Annotated in this window: 15 protein-coding genes and 3 tRNA genes; 13 read left to right on the forward strand and 5 right to left on the reverse strand. The window is 65.9% G+C overall.

Going from position 1 to position 16,719, the window contains the following annotated elements; translation table 11 throughout:
• Positions 1-103 precede the first annotated feature (103 nt).
• Together ACZY0Q_RS12705 and ACZY0Q_RS12710 are read left to right on the forward strand one after the other, a co-directional pair.
• Positions 104-1,489 carry a glycine--tRNA ligase gene (locus ACZY0Q_RS12705; RefSeq protein WP_463917316.1) on the forward strand — a complete coding sequence of 462 codons (1,386 nt, stop codon included), beginning with the start codon at positions 104-106 and terminating at the stop codon, positions 1,487-1,489.
• Between the two features lie 2 nt (positions 1,490-1,491).
• Complete coding sequence (locus ACZY0Q_RS12710) at positions 1,492-2,520, forward strand: GNAT family N-acetyltransferase (protein ID WP_463917317.1); 1,029 nt, start codon at positions 1,492-1,494, stop codon at positions 2,518-2,520.
• A gap of 79 nt (positions 2,521-2,599) precedes the next feature.
• On the opposite strand, the gene ACZY0Q_RS12715 is transcribed toward ACZY0Q_RS12710, so the two are convergent.
• Together ACZY0Q_RS12715 and ACZY0Q_RS12720 are read right to left on the reverse strand one after the other, a co-directional pair.
• Positions 2,600-3,400, reverse strand: coding sequence for a DUF1295 domain-containing protein (locus ACZY0Q_RS12715; RefSeq protein ID WP_463917319.1), 801 nt, complete (start codon positions 3,398-3,400; stop codon positions 2,600-2,602).
• A complete protein-coding gene (locus ACZY0Q_RS12720; protein ID WP_463917321.1) occupies positions 3,397-4,137 on the reverse strand; it encodes an alpha/beta hydrolase in 741 nt (246 codons plus the stop codon). The genes ACZY0Q_RS12715 and ACZY0Q_RS12720 overlap by 4 nt, the downstream gene beginning before the upstream one ends.
• 80 nt (positions 4,138-4,217) lie before the next feature.
• Here ACZY0Q_RS12720 and ACZY0Q_RS12725 point away from each other — a divergent pair, with 80 nt between their 5' ends.
• From ACZY0Q_RS12725 to ACZY0Q_RS12750, 6 genes are all read left to right on the forward strand, one after another.
• Positions 4,218-5,696 (forward strand): YibE/F family protein, encoded by a 1,479-nt coding sequence (locus ACZY0Q_RS12725; protein ID WP_463917323.1) that lies wholly within the window; start codon positions 4,218-4,220, stop codon positions 5,694-5,696.
• 76 nt (positions 5,697-5,772) lie between these two features.
• Positions 5,773-6,951 carry a tRNA dihydrouridine synthase DusB gene (gene dusB, locus ACZY0Q_RS12730; protein ID WP_463917325.1) on the forward strand — a complete coding sequence of 393 codons (1,179 nt, stop codon included), beginning with the start codon at positions 5,773-5,775 and terminating at the stop codon, positions 6,949-6,951.
• Positions 6,935-8,233 (forward strand): deoxyguanosinetriphosphate triphosphohydrolase, encoded by a 1,299-nt coding sequence (locus ACZY0Q_RS12735; protein WP_463917327.1) that lies wholly within the window; start codon positions 6,935-6,937, stop codon positions 8,231-8,233. The genes dusB and ACZY0Q_RS12735 overlap by 17 nt, the downstream gene beginning before the upstream one ends.
• Before the next feature lie 52 nt (positions 8,234-8,285).
• Positions 8,286-10,232 (forward strand): DNA primase, encoded by a 1,947-nt coding sequence (dnaG, locus tag ACZY0Q_RS12740; protein ID WP_463917329.1) that lies wholly within the window; start codon positions 8,286-8,288, stop codon positions 10,230-10,232.
• Between the two features lie 77 nt (positions 10,233-10,309).
• Positions 10,310-10,382, forward strand: a tRNA-Asn gene (locus tag ACZY0Q_RS12745).
• 125 nt (positions 10,383-10,507) lie between these two features.
• Positions 10,508-10,580 (forward strand) — tRNA-Asn (locus ACZY0Q_RS12750).
• A gap of 52 nt (positions 10,581-10,632) precedes the next feature.
• Here ACZY0Q_RS12750 and ACZY0Q_RS12755 read toward each other — a convergent pair.
• From ACZY0Q_RS12755 to ACZY0Q_RS12765, 3 genes are all read right to left on the reverse strand, one after another.
• Positions 10,633-11,040, reverse strand: a complete 408-nt coding sequence (locus tag ACZY0Q_RS12755) for a hypothetical protein (protein WP_463917331.1) — start codon at positions 11,038-11,040, stop codon at positions 10,633-10,635.
• A 92-nt stretch (positions 11,041-11,132) separates the two neighbouring features.
• Positions 11,133-11,312 (reverse strand): hypothetical protein, encoded by a 180-nt coding sequence (locus ACZY0Q_RS12760; protein WP_463917333.1) that lies wholly within the window; start codon positions 11,310-11,312, stop codon positions 11,133-11,135.
• A 25-nt stretch (positions 11,313-11,337) separates the two neighbouring features.
• Positions 11,338-12,561 (reverse strand): multidrug effflux MFS transporter, encoded by a 1,224-nt coding sequence (locus ACZY0Q_RS12765; protein ID WP_463917335.1) that lies wholly within the window; start codon positions 12,559-12,561, stop codon positions 11,338-11,340.
• A gap of 188 nt (positions 12,562-12,749) precedes the next feature.
• On the opposite strand from ACZY0Q_RS12765, the gene ACZY0Q_RS12770 reads away from it, so the two are divergent.
• The 5 genes from ACZY0Q_RS12770 to ACZY0Q_RS12790 all read left to right on the forward strand — a co-directional run bounded on the left by ACZY0Q_RS12770 (position 12,750) and on the right by ACZY0Q_RS12790 (position 16,717).
• Positions 12,750-13,604 carry a phage holin family protein gene (locus tag ACZY0Q_RS12770; protein WP_463917337.1) on the forward strand — a complete coding sequence of 285 codons (855 nt, stop codon included), beginning with the start codon at positions 12,750-12,752 and terminating at the stop codon, positions 13,602-13,604.
• A 39-nt stretch (positions 13,605-13,643) separates the two neighbouring features.
• Positions 13,644-14,267 carry a CDP-alcohol phosphatidyltransferase family protein gene (locus ACZY0Q_RS12775; RefSeq protein WP_463917339.1) on the forward strand — a complete coding sequence of 208 codons (624 nt, stop codon included), beginning with the start codon at positions 13,644-13,646 and terminating at the stop codon, positions 14,265-14,267.
• Entirely contained in the window at positions 14,267-15,175 is a 909-nt protein-coding gene (locus tag ACZY0Q_RS12780; RefSeq protein ID WP_463917341.1) for a DMT family transporter, read from the forward strand. The genes ACZY0Q_RS12775 and ACZY0Q_RS12780 overlap by 1 nt, the downstream gene beginning before the upstream one ends.
• 130 nt (positions 15,176-15,305) lie before the next feature.
• Positions 15,306-16,502, forward strand: coding sequence for a glycosyltransferase (locus tag ACZY0Q_RS12785; protein ID WP_463917342.1), 1,197 nt, complete (start codon positions 15,306-15,308; stop codon positions 16,500-16,502).
• A gap of 141 nt (positions 16,503-16,643) precedes the next feature.
• Positions 16,644-16,717: transfer RNA gene (locus ACZY0Q_RS12790), tRNA-Ile, on the forward strand.
• Positions 16,718-16,719: the final 2 nt, after the last annotated feature.

Below are 16,719 nucleotides of genomic sequence, written 5' to 3' on the forward strand. Positions count from 1 at the left end.
CCTTCGCCCGCCCCGCCCGCACCCAGCGGTGATGCACGCACGTGCAGCGGGGCCAGATACCCGCGGACCGCACCCAGCGGCCCTGTAGAAATTGGAGTCCACCATGGCAGCAAAATCCGTACTCGACCAGGTCATTTCCCTTTCCAAACGAAGGGGTTTTGTGTTCCAGGCCGGTGAGATCTACGGAGGCTCTCGCTCTGCCTGGGACTACGGACCCCTCGGCGCTGAGCTGAAGGAAAACATCAAGCGCCAGTGGTGGCAGTCCATGGTCCGCGGCCGCGAGGACGTGGTGGGCCTGGATTCCTCCGTCATCCTGCCCCGCCAGGTATGGGAGGCTTCCGGCCACGTTGACGTCTTCTCGGACCCGCTCGTTGAGTGCCTTTCCTGCCACAAGCGCTACCGTGCTGACCACCTCGAGGAAGAGTACGAGGAAAAGAAGGGCCGCCCCGCCGAGAACGGCCTCAAGGACATTGCCTGCGTCAACTGCGGCACCCGAGGCGAATGGACCGAACCCCAGGAATTCTCCGGCCTGCTCAAAACCTTCCTCGGCCCGGTGGCCAACGAGGAGGGCATGCACTACCTGCGCCCGGAAACGGCCCAGGGAATTTTTGTGAACTTCAGCAACGTACTCACCACATCCCGCAAGAAGCCGCCGTTCGGCATCGGCCAGATCGGCAAGTCCTTCCGCAACGAGATCACGCCCGGCAACTTCATTTTCCGCACCCGTGAGTTCGAGCAGATGGAAATGGAATTCTTCGTCGAGCCCGGCACGGACGAAGACTGGCACCAGTACTGGATGAAAGAGCGCATGTCCTGGTACACCAGCCTGGGCATCCGGGAAGAGAACCTGCGCTTCTTCGAACACCCGCTGGAAAAGCTGAGCCACTACTCCAAGGGCACCACGGACATCGAATACCGCTTCGGCTTCCAGGGCTCCGAATGGGGCGAGCTCGAAGGCATCGCCAACCGCACGGACTTTGACCTCTCCACGCACTCCAAGGCTTCCGGCCAGGACCTGAGCTACTTCAACCAGGCCACCAACGAGCGCTACACCCCGTACGTGATCGAGCCGGCCGCCGGCCTGACCCGTTCCTTCATGGCGTTCCTGGTGGATGCGTACACCGAAGACGAGGCACCCAACGCCAAGGGCGGCGTCGACGTCCGTACCGTCCTGCGCCTTGACCCGCGCCTGGCTCCCGTCAAGGCTGCGGTGCTGCCGCTGAGCCGCAACGAGGACCTCTCGCCGAAGGCCAAGGACCTGGGCGCGCAGCTGCGTAAGAACTGGAACATCGACTTCGACGACGCCGGCGCGATCGGCCGCCGCTACCGCCGCCAGGATGAGATCGGCACCCCGTTCTGCATCACTGTGGACTTCGACACCCTCGAGGACCAGGCCGTGACCATCCGCGAACGCGACACCATGAGCCAGGAACGCGTCTCGCTGGACAAGGTGGAAGGCTACCTGGCCGCCCGCCTGATCGGCGCCTGAGCATGGCCATCGAATACCGCGAATGGCTTGAGGGCGATGACCTGACGCTGCTGGAAGTCTGGGGCGGCCCGGAGACCGAACAGGCCCGGCAGTTCCGCGGCGCCCTGGCCGTCTCCTCGGATGGTACGGACGGCACGCCGTGGCGTCGCTGCATCGTGGCCGAGGACGTCATTGACGGCATCGGCATTCCGGTGGCGGCGGGCGTCGTCTACGAAGCCTCGCTGCACCCGGAGCGGCTGTGGACCTACATCGAGGTGGCGCGCGATCACCGCCGCGCCGGCATCGGTGCGACGCTCCTGACCATGCTGCGCCGCGAAGCCGAGCAGGCGCCGTCGGGCGTTACCAGGCTGCGCGCGAAGGTGCAGCCGGGCACTCCCGGGGCCGCGTTCGCCGAGGCGTTCGGGCTTGCGCCCATCCAGCGTTCCCGTCTCGTGGTGGTGGAGCCGGGCGCCCTGAAGCTGCCGGTGTTCCCTGCAAAGAACGACGGCGGTGGGCTGGCCAACGACGAAAACGCCGGTTCAGACGTCGTGATGGACCTCGCTACCGGTTCAGTCGAGCTGACCGACGTTGTCGGGCGGTACTACACGTCCATCCACGGTTGGGATTCGCCAGGCGTGCTGTCGGTGGGGCAGGTGCAGAAGCTGTTCCTGGATGATCTCACCGGCGCCCACGGTGCGCTTGTGCTGCGCGCCGAGCCGGGATCAGCCTTTGGCGCCGGGGTTTCCCCCAGCAGGAAGGGCCGGATCCGCGCGTTTGCAGTCAGCTATGCGGAGGCGGCACAGGACCCGACGGCGGACGCGTCGGCCCAGGGCGCGAAGGCCACGGATGTTTTTGTGGGCCACGAACCTGCGCTGGAAGCGGACGACGCCGCAGCCGCGGTCCGTGACCTGCTCTCGCTCCTCGCGTACCAGCACCCGGTCATGCTGGAACTGGACGATTCGATGGCAGCGCTGCGCGCCGCCGTCGAGCCCCTGCTGGAATCCGGCAAAGCGCGCCAGGCCGGCGCTGACACGCTGGTCGTCTCGGACTGACCCCACCACCCAACTGGGTAACGCTAACTGTCGTTTTGAGGCCTCACAACGACAGTTAGCGCTACCCAGTTGGGGGCGGTTACCGGCGTTTTGGCGGCCACGGGATGAAGCCGCTGGTCGCTTCGACATATTCCCGGTAACCGGGCCGGCCGGACATCGCCTTTTCCGTCAGGGGCTTCCCGGTCTTCCCCGCCAGCGTCCACACCATCAGCGCCGGTGACAGGACGGTCAGGATGCCCGGCCAGGAGTCTGCGGCGACGAGGAACAGCCCCGCCCAGATCGCTGCATCACCGAAATAATTGGGATGCCGGGTGTACCTCCACAAACCTGTATCCAGCACCGTTCCGCGGCGGGACGGGTCCTTCTTGAACCGGGACAGCTGCCAGTCACCCACGGTTTCGAACATAAACCCCGTCACCCACAGCAGGATGCCGAGCCCGGCCACCCACCCCACAGCGCCGGTGGAAAACATACCCACCTGCAGCGTCAGGGACACAAAGAACATGACCACACCCTGGGGCAGGTAGACACGGCGGAGCGCATAGGCGTTCCTGGATCCGGGCGCAGGATCCAGCATGGCCTTGTACCGCGGGTCTTCGTGTCCGTCGCGCGCCCGCCACCCAATGTGGCCACCGAGCCGCAACCCCCAGACGGCCGTCAGGAGAAGCAACAGGAACCTGCGGGTGTCATCGCCAGATCCGGCGGACAGGAACCAGGACACCACGGCCACGGCGACGAAGCCTGGGCCCCAAGCGACGTCCATCACCGAATGCCGGCCCTGCCGCACGGCCACACCAAACGTCACCGCCAGGACCGCCAGGACCGCCAGCACCGTCCAGGGCAGCGACGCGGCGAAGTCCGGCCAGGGAAAAGTGCTCACAGGGCCACCTCAGCGGCGGACCGGGGCACCAGTTCAGCCAGCGTGCCCGAGGCCGATTCTGTGAATCCGGCGCGCTCCGCGAAAGCCTTCATCACGAAACCGGTGGCCAACGCGTGCCACAGCCCGCCGCGGCGGACCATAAAATGTCCGGCGCCGTGCAGCGAAACATACTGCATGGACGCTGCCGCACCCGCGGCGCGGCGCGCGAACGCCAAGGACTGGGACGGGCTGGTCATGTGGTCTCCGGTGCCGTGGACAATCAGGACCTTGCGTCCGGCGAGCGGGGTGGCGGGTGTCTCCGGGCTGAGCCACGGGGCCAGCGCCACCACGGCGTCCACCTGAGGATCGGCGGCGGCAGTCACGGCGGTGAGGCCGCCCATGGAGTGCCCCACCATATACACCGGAACCCCAGGGTGCTGCGCACTGATCTGCTGGAGCGCCCAGCGGGCATCCTGCAGCGCGGACCTGTCCGGCCCGTTCCAGCCACGCACGCTGTTACGCAGGGACCACACCGCCAGCCCATGGTCCTTGCCGGCACGGTGCATGTGCCGGGCGAACGTGACCATGCGCAGCGGGCTCAGATGGTGGGCCTCCACCGGTTCATAGCTATGTGCCTTGCCCCCGTGCAGGACCAGTGCCACGCCCCGCGTTGGCCCGGCGGCCGGCAGCACAGTGAGCGCCGCCTCCCGCCTCGCAGCAGGTTCGTTGGTGTGGAATTCAGTGCTGCGGTCCGTCACGCGTGGTTCCTCCCGGTTCCTGCCATTTACTAACCCTAAGGCGCCGGACGTAGAGTTCAACGTATGAGGTTCAACTGCTGATGGGCTCCGGTCACACCCACGTTTCAACAGATCATTCGGAGCCGACGGCCGAGGCGATTGCTGCCCGGCGGAAAGCGAACCGCATCCTGGCAGCCGTGCTGGTGCCGCTGACGCTTCTGACCCTGGTTGGCATGGCCTTGCTGTGGCCGTCCGGGTCCAAGGACGGGATCTCCCTCGCCAGCCCCTATTCGGCGGCGCCCGGCGTCACGTTCGATACCGGCAAGATCCAGAGCGTCGTGGAGGAAAGCTGCACGCAGGGCTCCACCGCTCCAGGCCAGTCCCCGGACACCAGCGGCCAGCCCGCCCCCGCCGGCTCCGAGTGCATGTTTGCCTTCACGGAGCCGGACCAGGGCGGCAGCCCCGTCAAAGTGGTGATCAATCCGGACGTGGCACAATCACATGGCGTGAAACCGGGTGACCAGATCAGGTACCTGAACCTTTCCAACGCCCAGGGCGCCGCGGCGTCGCAGGGGTCCCCGGCGTACATCTTTGTTGACTTCGTCCGCACCCTGCCCATCGTGTTCCTGGCGCTCCTCTACGCCCTGGTGGTCATCGCGGTGGCGCGCTGGCGCGGACTCCGGGCACTGCTGGGGCTGGTAGGTGCGTATTTCGTGCTTGCCGGCTTTATGCTGCCCGGGCTGGTGGAGGGCAAGCCTCCGCTGCTGCTGGCCCTGGTGGGATCAACGGTGATCATGATCGGGGTCCTGTATTTTGCCCACGGCTTCTCCGCCAGGACATCAACGGCGCTGCTGGGGACCATGTTCGGCCTGGGCATCACGGCGCTGCTCGCGGCCTGGGCCACCGACGCCGCGAACCTGGCTGGCGTGGGCAGCCACGACGCCACCACCCTGATCAATACCTCGGCCAACATCTCCATTTCCGGGGTCATCCTGTGCGGCCTCATCATCTCCGGGCTCGGGGTCCTGAACGACGTCACCATCACGCAATCGTCCGCCGTCTGGGAACTCTACGAGCTGGCCCCAGGCACCAGCGCCCGCAAGCTCTTCACCTCCGCCATGCGGATCGGCCGGGACCACATTGCCTCCACGGTCTACACCATCGCGTTCGCCTACGCCGGCGCAGCCCTGCCCATCCTCATCATTGTGATGCTGTATAACCGGCCGCTGGGGGACACCCTGACCAGCGCCGAGCTGTCCGAAGAAGTCATCCGCACGCTCGTCGGCTCCATCGGCCTGGTCCTCGCCATCCCCGTGACCACCCTGATCGCCGTGCTGGTGGTCAAGGCCACCGGCGTCCGGACAGCCGGACAGCCCGCTATGGGCGTCCCTGACGAAGACCGCCGCCCCGACGGCACCCAGGGCCCCGCCGCCATCAACGCGGACGCCATCAACACGGACGACGTCGGAGATACCGGTGCGCTGGCAGCGGCCGCCTTCGAGAGGCGGTCACGGCAGTCCACGGAAGATTCCGCCGATCCCGCCACCACCCGGAGGGGACGCCGGGCAGACCGCGGCTGAACCGCAGTTGGCAGAAGCCAGGGGACCCAAGAACCGGGTGGCCCGCCGATTTGCCCGCCTTTGCGACAATGGACAGGTGACTGTTACCGCAACGCCTCCCGCCCCCAAGCTGGAACTGCCGCCCCTGAAGCTGGGCCCCATCACGGTGGACACCCCCGTGATCCTGGCTCCTATGGCGGGCATCACCAACTCCGCTTTTCGCCGTTTGTGCCGTGAATACGGCGGCGGCCTGTATGTGGCGGAGATGGTTACCTCGCGAGCGCTCGTTGAGCGCACCCCCGAATCGCTGCGCATCATCTCGCACGACGACGACGAAAAAGTCCGCTCAGTCCAGCTGTACGGCGTTGACCCGGTGACCGTGGGCGCCGCCGTCCGGATGCTGGTGGAGGAAGACCGTGCCGACCACATCGACCTGAACTTCGGCTGCCCGGTCCCCAAGGTGACCCGGCGCGGCGGCGGGTCCGCCCTGCCGTGGAAGACCGATCTCTTCACCTCGATCGTCCAGACCGCGGTCAGGGAAGCGTCCAAGGGCAATGTCCCGCTGACCATCAAGATGCGCAAGGGCATCGACGATGACCACCTGACGTACCTCGACGCCGGCCGGATCGCCCGCGATGCCGGGGTGGCCGCCGTCGCGCTTCACGGCCGCACCGCGGCGCAGTTCTACTCCGGCCAGGCCGACTGGTCTGCGATCGCCCGCCTGCGCGAAGCCCTGCCGGACATCCCTGTCCTGGGCAACGGCGACATCTGGTCCGCGGAGGACGCCGTCCGTATGGTCAGGGAGACCGGCGTGGACGGCGTGGTGGTGGGCCGCGGCTGCCAGGGACGCCCGTGGCTGTTTGGTGACCTCATGGCGGCCTTCGAAGGAAGCGACGTCCGCCACAAACCGGACCTCCACAAAGTGGCCGAGAGCGTCTACAGGCACGCTGAACTGATGGTGGAAACCTTCGGTGATGAGTTCAAGGCCCTGCGCGAGATCCGCAAACACATGGCCTGGTACTTCAAGGGTTATGCGGTGGGCAGCGAACTGCGGACCAAACTGGCCATGGTGACCAGCCTGGAGGTGCTGCGGGGGACCCTGGACCAGCTGGACCTGGATTCGCCGTACCCCGGCGTGGATGCCGAAGGCCCCCGCGGCAGGGCAGGATCGCCCAAGAAGCCGGCACTGCCCAAGGACTGGCTGGAATCCCGTGCGTTGAACGCCGCGCAGTCCCAGGACATTTCCGCCGCGGAACTGGATGTTTCCGGTGGCTGAGACGCGCACCACGGCACAGGCCCTGCCCGGCTACGAGGCCCACGATTCCGCCCGCTGGGTGGAGGAACCGCCCAAAAACAACTACCGCTCCGACTTTGAGCGGGACCGCGCCCGCGTGCTGCACTCCTCGGCACTGCGCCGGCTCGGCGCGAAAACGCAGGTGGTGGCCCCGGATACGGATGACTTCGTCCGCACCCGCCTGACCCACAGCCTCGAAGTTGCCCAGGTGGGCCGGGAACTGGGCCGCGCCCTGGGCTGTGATCCGGATGTGGTGGACACCGCCTGCCTGAGCCATGACCTGGGGCACCCGCCGTTCGGCCACAACGGCGAGTCCGCCCTGAACGAGGTGGCCCATGCCATCGGCGGCTTCGAAGGCAATGCCCAGACCCTCCGGCTCCTTACCCGGCTGGAGCCCAAGGTCCTGGCCGCCGACGGGCGCCCGGCCGGACTGAACCTCACCAGGGCCAGCCTGGACGCGGCGGCTAAATACCCCTGGTCCGCGTTGAACGCGCCGGTAATCCACGGGCAGCGCACCAGTAAATTCGGCGCCTACGAGGACGATCTGCCCATCTTCAACTGGATCAGGGAGGGTGCGCCGGAACGCCGCTCCTGCCTGGAAGCGCAGGTCATGGACCTGGCCGACGACATTTCCTATTCCGTTCACGATGTCGAGGACGCGATCGTGGCCGGGCACTTCCAGCTGCGCTGGATGGATAACCCGGACCACCGGGCCCGTGTGGTGGGCTACGCCAAGCAGTGGTACCTCCCGCACAACGACCCCGCCGCGATCGACGCCGCCCTGGCCCGTTTGGAAGCCACCGATGTGTGGGTCCGCGAGGCCGACGGCAGCCGCAAATCCATGGCGGCCCTGAAGAACATGACCAGCCAGCTGATCGGCCGGTTCTGCCAGAGCGCCCTGGAGGCCACCCGCTCCGTCTACGGCCCGGAAGACCTCACCCGGTACAGCGCCGAGCTGATGGTCCCGGACGAGACGGTCATGGAGATCGCGGTGATGAAGGGCCTGGCCACCACGTTTGTGATGACCACTGAGCACCGCCAGCCCATCTACGAGCGCCAGCGCGAGGTACTGCACGCGCTGGTCACGGCCCTGAGCGCCACGGGGGACCGTCATCTGGAGCCGATGTTCGCGGCTGACTGGCGGGACGCGCCCGACGACGGCGCACGGCTCAGGGTGGTCATCGACCAGGTGGCGTCGCTGACAGACGGGTCGGCGCTGGCAATGTACGAGCGTCTCGTGGGGAGCCTGCCGTCGCTGTGGTGACGGACGCCATACGGCGGCGTTCAGTGTCATGCCCCGGGACTAGGATGGCTCTGTGGCTGGCCTGATCAAACGTGAAGACATAGACGAAGTACGCCAGCGCACGGACATCAAGGAAGTGGTTGACGGCTACGTCACCCTCAAGGGTGCCGGGCTGGGAACCTACAAGGGCCTGTGCCCCTTCCACGATGAGCGGTCGCCGTCGTTCACCGTGCGCCCCCAGGTGGGCAGGTACCACTGCTTCGGGTGCGGCGAAGACGGCGACGTCATTGCCTTTGTGCAGAAACAGGACCACACCTCATTTCATGAGGCCGTGGAAAAGCTGGCTGCCCGCATCGGCTACGAGCTGCGCTATGAAGATGGCGGCACCGGACCCAATCGCGAGGAAGTCGGCAAGCGCCAGCGCCTCCTGGACGCCCATAAAATCGCCGATGAATTTTTCCGCGCCCAGCTGCTGACGCCCGGCGCCGCCGAAGGCCGGAACTTCCTGTTCGGCCGCGGCTTTGACCGCGCCGCCTCGGAGCAGTTCGGCGTCGGTTACGCGCCGCAGGGCTGGGACGCGCTGCTGAAGCACCTGCGCGGCCGTGGCTTCACGGACCAGGAGCTGAAACTGACGGGGATGTTTTCGGAAGGAAACCGGGGCATCTATGACCGGTTCCGCGGCCGCCTGATCTGGCCCATCCGCGACATCGCCGGCGACACCATCGGCTTCGGCGCCCGCAAGCTCTATGAGGACGACCAAGGCCCCAAGTACCTCAACACGCCCGAAACCACGCTCTACAAGAAGTCCCAGGTGCTTTACGGGATCGACCTCGCCAAGCGCAGTATCGCCAAAGACCGCCAACTTGTGGTGGTGGAGGGGTACACGGACGTGATGGCCTGCCACCTGGCGGGAATCCCGACGGCGGTGGCCACCTGCGGGACGGCGTTCGGCACCGAGCATATTAAGATCGCCCGGCGCCTGCTCTCCGACGACGGCAGTGGGGGAGAGGTCATCTTCACCTTTGACGGGGACGCCGCCGGCCAGAAGGCGGCCCTGCGGGCCTTCGAGGAGGACCAGCGCTTCACCGCGCAGACGTACGTGGCAGTGGAGCCCACCGGGGTCGACCCCTGCGACCTTCGCCAAAGCAGGGGCGACGCCGCCGTGCGGGACCTGATCGCCACGCGCCGGCCGCTGTTCGAGTTTGCCATCAAGGCCACGCTCAGGCGCCACAACCTGGACACCGTGGAGGGCAGGGTGGCCGCGCTGCGGGAATCGGCTCCGGTGGTGGCCCAGATCCGCGACGCAGCCATCAGGCCCGAATATGCCCGGGAACTGGCCGGCTGGCTGGGCATCTCGGTTGAAGACGTCAGCCGGGCCGTTGGCGTCGCCATGAAGCGTGCCGCCGCGGGCGGGCCGGCTGCACCTGGGACGCCCTCGGGAGCCGGTACGGCGGCTCAGCTGGGGTCCTCCCAGCCGGGGTCCGCGCAGGCGGGCGGTCCCGGCGTGGCTGCCGGCCCGACGTCGGGGGCTGTACCTTCCTACCAGCGGCCCGACCCCCGGGACCCGGTGGCCTCTATGGAGCGGCAGGCACTGGAAGTGGCGCTGCAGGAGCCCGCCCTCCTGGGCGGCGGCATCTGGGAGCGCTTCTCCGGGGCCCGGTTCATCACGCCCGCCTTCCTGGCCATACACGATGCGATGCGCGCCTCCGGGCCCGAGCTGATCGGCGATCCCGCTCGCTGGGTGAGCCAGGTGATGGAGGAAGTCCCGGAACCCCTGCGGCCGCTGGTGTCCGAACTGTCCGTGGTGCCGTTGCCCGCGAGCACCGCCGAGGGAGTCCAGAAGTACGGCAAAGGCATTCTCACGGCGTTGTTTGAACTCCAGATCACGCGCGTGAAGGCGGACAAGATGAGCCAGCTTCAGCGCCTTGACCCAGGCTCCGAACACGAACGGATCCAGCAGCTGCAGCGTGAACTGATGATGCTCGAAATGGAGCGCCGGGCATTGCGCTCGGACGCCTGAAACGCGCAGTTTTCACTCCGATTTCGTTTCCGATTTCACTCCCTGCGGGGACTTTGCTAGGCTGGTACCCGCTTCATTCCTCCTTAGCTCAATTGGCAGAGCATTCGACTGTTAATCGAAGGGTTGCTGGTTCAAGTCCAGCAGGAGGAGCGCACAATCCCCGTTCCGGGTCTCCGGAACGGGGATTTTTTTATACCCGGGGAGGGTATTTGAGACTGTGCTGCCGCCGATTTCCCATTCCCGGGAAACCTTTGCTAAGGTCATACCTGCTTCATTCCTCCTTAGCTCAATTGGCAGAGCATTCGACTGTTAATCGAAGGGTTGCTGGTTCAAGTCCAGCAGGAGGAGCAAACAAACAAAAGATCCCCGTCCTCTCTGTGAGGGCGGGGATCTTTTGCACTCAGACAAAGTCCATTTCCACTTGGAGGAAGCACTCAGCCTCGGCAATGGCCGCGCGGAAGGCGTCCTGTTCGGTAGGGAACTTGCGTGGTTCCCGCGGATGCCACTCATGGGGTGCTGAGTGCACGCGGACGAAGCCGGAGGCCGGCGGCGCGTAGAAGATGCCGAAGCGCTGCACGGGCCATTCTGACGAGGTCTCCGGGGCCACCAGCAGGGCAGCGTTGAAGGCGGCGTTGAACCACTGTGCGATGGGCCGCCGTCGGTCTTCAGTGAAGAGTCCTGCAGCGTAGAGGGCCGCAGACTGCTGACCGGTTTGGGCGCACAGCCGGTCCCACCACAGGGGCAAAATGCCTGAGTCGCAACGTTGCCATGTGGCCGGGGGCGGCGAGGAGAACTGCCAGCTAGGCACGGATCTATTTTATCGTGGAAAAGCTCCCGGGCGGGAGGGGAGTGCCCCTCCCTGTGGCTCGGGATTTTGGCGCCGGGTCTCAGAGCCAGCAGCTAGGGGCGGTTCCACGGGCCCGGGTTGACCCGGTACAGCAGGGCAGCACCCGCCAGCGCACCGAGGATGATGCCGATGGCACCGTTGCCGAACACGCGCCCAAGGAAGTAACCGGCGACGCCACCCAGCACCGCCCCGAGGAACAGTCCCCGGGGGTTGCGGTGCGGCTTGCGTTGCATGCGTTTCATCAGTGACCGAAGGGGTTCAGTGGATCGAGGGCACGGTGCGCGGCCTGACCACCAGCCAAAGCCCCGCAATCGCCACCAGAATGCATGCGGCCTGCACGGCGCCCATGGGGGTGGAGCTGGTGATGCCCAGCCACCCCACCACCGGTGACACCAGGCCGGCCATCAGGAAGGTCGCGGCACCCAGGAGGGACGCAGCTGTCCCGGCCTGGGCGCCGTGGCTGCTCAAAGCCAGCACCTGGACGCAGGGGAACGTGAAGCCTGCGCCCATGATGTAGAACCAGAGCGGGACCATCACGCCCCAAAGACCCAGGCCGGCCTGGTCAAAGACCACAATCAGCAGGGCCATGAGGAACATCCAAGCAGTGGAACAGGCAAGGATCCACTGGGGCGGGACAGTGCGGATGAGCCTGGAGCTGATCTGGACGCCGGCCACGATGCCCAGGGAATTGATGCCGAACAACAGGCCGTATTCCTGCGGCGAGAACCCGAAGATGTCCTGGAACAGGAACGGTGACGCGGACAGGTACGTGAAGAGGCCGGCGAAGTTCATGCCGCCCACCACCAGCAGGCCCACGAAGATCCGGTCCGTGAACAGAACCTTGTAGCGCTGGCCGGCGGTCATGCCGGTCAGGCCGCGCTTCTCCGGTGGGAGCGTTTCGCGGACCAGGACGAGCGCGGCGATGATCACCAGGGTGCCGTAGCCGGCCAGGAACACGAAGATTCCCGGCCACGGCATCACCAGGAGCAGCTGCGAGCCGATCACGGGGGCAAGGATAGGCGCCAGTCCGTTCACCAGGGCCATACGCGAGAACATCCGGACCATGGCATAGCCGGAGAACAAGTCCCGCACCATTGCCATGGCCACCACACCGCCGCCGGCAGCGCCCACGCCCATGAGGACACGGAAGAGGCCCAGTGTGGAGATGTCTGTGGACAGGGCTGCTCCCACGGAGGAGGCGATGTGCAGGGCCGTCGCCAGGATCAACGGGAGCCGGCGGCCGAACTTGTCGCTGAACGGCCCCACCACCAGCTGGCCGAGGGCAAAGCCCACGGTGGTGCCGGCCAGGGTCAGCTGGACCTGGGCCTCGGTGACCCCGAGGCTCGCTTCCAGGGCCGGGAACGCGGGCAGGTACAGGTCGATCGTGAACGGGCCCAATGCGGTGAGCGCACCGAGGAGGAGGATGTACAGCAGTTTCCGGCGGCGGGTCAGCGCATCGCCCGGATTCGAGTGAGTGGTCACGGAGACCAATCCTAGGCCCGGAGGTACCAACTTCCCGGGTTGCGGGCGCGCCGTGCAGCCAACCCGGAACTTTGCCCGGACCCTGAATGATAGTTTTGGGGGCGGGACCGTGCTGCCGCGGGCTCCCGCAGCACACGAATACCGAATCGACCAGGCAGCAGACTACGCAACAAGTTAGGCGGGAACCGATGAGCGGACGTCACACCGGGCGCACCAGCCAGGGATTGCGGATCACCGCGCTGCCCAGGACGCTGAAACTGCTTTTTCGCCTGGCCCCCCGCCAACTCAACGACGAAATCGCCTTCGCCAAGATCGAGCTCAAGCGCAAGGGCGTCCAGGTAGGCGTCGCCGCCGCATTCTTCGGCGTCGCGCTTATTTTTGTGGCATTTTTGGGGGTCGGCCTGATCGTGGCCGCCGTTATGGGTCTGGCCACCATCATGCCGGCGTGGCTGGCCGCGCTGCTGGTCTGCGCCCTCTTCCTGGTCATCGCCCTCATCGGTGCCCTGATCGGCCTCCGCAAATTCAAGCGGGCCATGCCCCTGCTGCCTGCAGAGACCATCCGCGGGATCAAACACGATCTCGGCATCGCCAAGGAAGGCTCTGACTTCAACGACGCACTGCTCGATCCGGCCAGCCCGGAGGCCAAGGCCGCCAAGGCTGCCAAGGACGAAGCTGCCGCGAAGGCCAAGGCCGAGAAGGAAGCCAAGGCCGCGGCGCACAAGCAGGAATTCCCGCATGCGTCCGAGCCCGAGCTTCACCGCCGCCTGGACCAGCGCCGTCGCCATCTGGCCCAGGTCCGCGACGAACTGGACACAGAACTCGACATCAAGCCGCAGGCCATGTTCCTGCTGGGCGCTGCCAAGGAAAAACTGGAGGAAGGCAAGGCCGCCGTTGAACACGGTGCGGCCGCGGCCGGCCAGAAGTTCGCTGCCTTCTCCGGCTCCCCGGACGGCGCGGGCGCGCGCTGGAAGCCGATTGCCGCCCTTGCGGCCTCCGCGACGATCTTTGTGGTGCTCCTGCGCAGGCTGCTGCGGAACCCCTAACAACACACATCACACTGGCGCTATGGAAGGGGGGACGGATTGAGGTTCATCGGCGCTGGCGCGCGGCCCGGCCGCCCCCAGGTTGATCACGACCGCGTCTTCACACTTCCCAATGCCCTGACGGTGCTGCGCTTTATGGGCGTACCGCTTTTTGTCTGGCTGGTCCTGGCCCAGAAGGAATATGGGACCGCCGTTGTGGTTCTGGTGGTTATGGCGGGAACCGATTGGATTGACGGCTATGTGGCCCGCCGCTTCGACCAGGCGTCCAAGCTGGGCCGGGTCATGGACCCGCTGGCTGACCGGCTTGCCCTGATCGCGGTGGCGATCACCCTGGTGATTGCCGGCGTCGTCCATTGGCTGTACCTGGCCGCACTCCTGGTGCCGGACGCCGTGCTCCTGGTGCTGACCCTCACCTACTTCGGCGGCCATCCGGACCTGCCGGTGAGCCGTGTGGGCAAGGTCCGCACCGGACTCCTGCTTCTGGGCACACCACTGCTGGTCCTTTCGCGTTTGGACACCCCGTTTGCCGGGCCGCTGTACATTGCCGCCTGGATCGTGCTGGGACTCGGGCTCGCCGGCCACTGGATTGCCGCCTACAACTATTTCTGGGCCATTCTGCGCAAGGGCCGTCAGCAGTCCCATCACGACGGCGGCACCGCCTGATGGTGTGGGTGGCCGTTCTGCTGGCGGTGCTTGGGGCGTTCTGCCTTGCCTTCGGAGCGCAGAAGCAGGGGAGTGCCGTCAAAGCCGATACCGGCGGGCTGGCACTGAGTTCAAACGGCTTCCTCCGTCTGCTTCGCAATCCGAGGTGGGTGCTGGGACTTTTCCTGCTGTGCGTCGGAATGGGAATGAACGCGGTGGCATTGGTCTCCGCGCCGCTGACGGTGGTGCAGCCGATCGGCGCTATTGCCCTGGTCGTTACCACAGTGGTGAACGCCCGGGACCAGGACATCACCATCAACCGGGCCACCATGGTGTCCATCGCGGCCTGCGTGGCAGGCTCCGCACTCTTTGTCCTCCTCGCCGTCAACGTGACTCAGGAGAACCACCACGTGAACCAGGAGGACGAACTCACCATTGTGCTGCTGCTGGCACTGTCCGTCGGATTGTTCGGCACCCTGGCGGTCATGTTCCGGCACCGGATGAGCGCGTTTGTCTACATCCTCGGCGCCGGGGTGCTGTTTGGTTTCGTCGCGGTCCTGACACGCATCATCGGTAAGCACCTGCTGGACCCGAACGGACTGGCCCTGCTCAATGTCCAGTGGTATTCGGTGGTGGCCATCGCGGCGGCCGGTGGCCTGGGTTCCTGGTTTGTGCAGAGCGCCTACTCGGGCGGCCCGCCGGACCTTGTCATCGCCGGGCTGACCGTCATCGACCCGATCGTGGGCATCGCCATCGGCATCGTGATCCTGGGCGAGTTGCGCCCGGACGTCCACGCCGTGATGGCGATTGCCATGGCTACGGCTGCTTCGCTTGCTATCGTGGGGGTGATCGCCCTTTCCAGGCACCATCCCGAGGTCACCAAGCGCAGGAAAGATGCGCGGAAGGCAGCGGGCAGGGCGTCCCACTAGCCTGTTTTCCCGACTAGACCATCTTTTTGACCAGCCGATTTTCACTAAGAGGCCCCGCGCTACCGCGCCGGCGGCCCACCGGTGAAGCCAGCGCCAGCTGTCCGCACCGTGACCTTCAGGAGCTCTCCACGTGACAACGCCCTCTGACCAGCGACCCTTGACCGTACTGATTGCCGCGGATACCTATCCGCCCCACATCAACGGGGCCGCCCAGTTCAGCTACCGGCTCGCGAAGGGTATGACAGGCCGGGGCCACAATGTGCATGTGCTGGCCTGCCGCGCGGACAACGGCGCGAGCTTCACCGAGTTCCGCTCCGAGGCGACCGTGCACCGGCTCCGCTCGCACGGGGTCTTCACCCACGAATACTTCCGCATCTGCTTTCCCTGGGAAATCAAGAAGGAGATCGGCCTCCTTTTCGATCGGATCAAGCCTGACGTAGTGCACATCCAGAGCCACTACATGATCGGCGAGCACGTCCTCTACGAAGCAGCGAAGCGGGGCATCAGAATTGTGGCCACCAACCACTTCATGCCGGAGAATCTCAACCCGTTCCTGCCGTTCCCGCAGTGGTTCAAGGACATCATCGGCAAGATCTCCTGGAAGGACATGGGCAAGGTCATGGGCCAGGCGGACGTGGTCACCACACCAACACCCCTGGCTGCCAAGGCCATGCACCAGCACGCTTTCCTGCACAAGGTACTGCCCCTCTCCAACGGCATCGACTCCGCAGCCTACGAGGTGCAGCCCGGCGAAGTTATCGAACCGCACGCCCATCCAACAGTGGTCTTCGCGGGGCGCCTGGCCGAGGAAAAGCACGTGGATGTGCTGATCAACGCCGTGTCCAAGACGCCCGCGGAGCTCAACGTCCACCTGGAAATTGTGGGTGGCGGCGAAGTCCGCTCGGCTCTTGAAGCGCAGGCGGAACGGCTCGGACTCGGGGAGCGGGTGAAATTCCTGGGCCTGGCCAGCGATGAAGACCTCCGTGAGGCCTACATCAGGGCGGACCTGTTCTGCATGCCGGGGACCGCTGAGCTTCAGTCCCTGGTGACACTCGAAGCCATGTCCGCCTCCACCCCCGTCCTGCTTGCGGATGCCATGGCACTGCCGCACCTGGTGCGTGACGGCGAGAACGGCTACCTGTTCACACCCAACGACAGCGACGACCTCGCAGCCAAGATCACGAGGATCCTCCAGTTGCCGGCCGACGAACGGGCGGCGATGGGCCAGGCCAGCCGGCGGATGGTTGAACCGCACAGCATCGAGGGAACGCTGCAGACCTTCGAGGACCTCTATCGGGGTGCAACCTACGACGACAAGGCCGTCTGACAGCGATCTGGCAGCAGCCCGCTCCAGCTTGGCCGGGGCCCTGCGTCCTGGCTGCGTGGTCTTGATGCCCGCCACTGTTTGCTAGAGTGTTTTTGCCCTGCTGAAGCTGAAGTCCTCCTCGGACCACGCTGGCAAGGGCGGGGGGCTATAGCTCAGCTGGTTAGAGCGCGGGACTCATAATCCTAAGGTCCTCGGTTCAAGTCCGAGTAGCCCTACC

Source organism: Pseudarthrobacter lactosi (assembly GCF_055412785.1).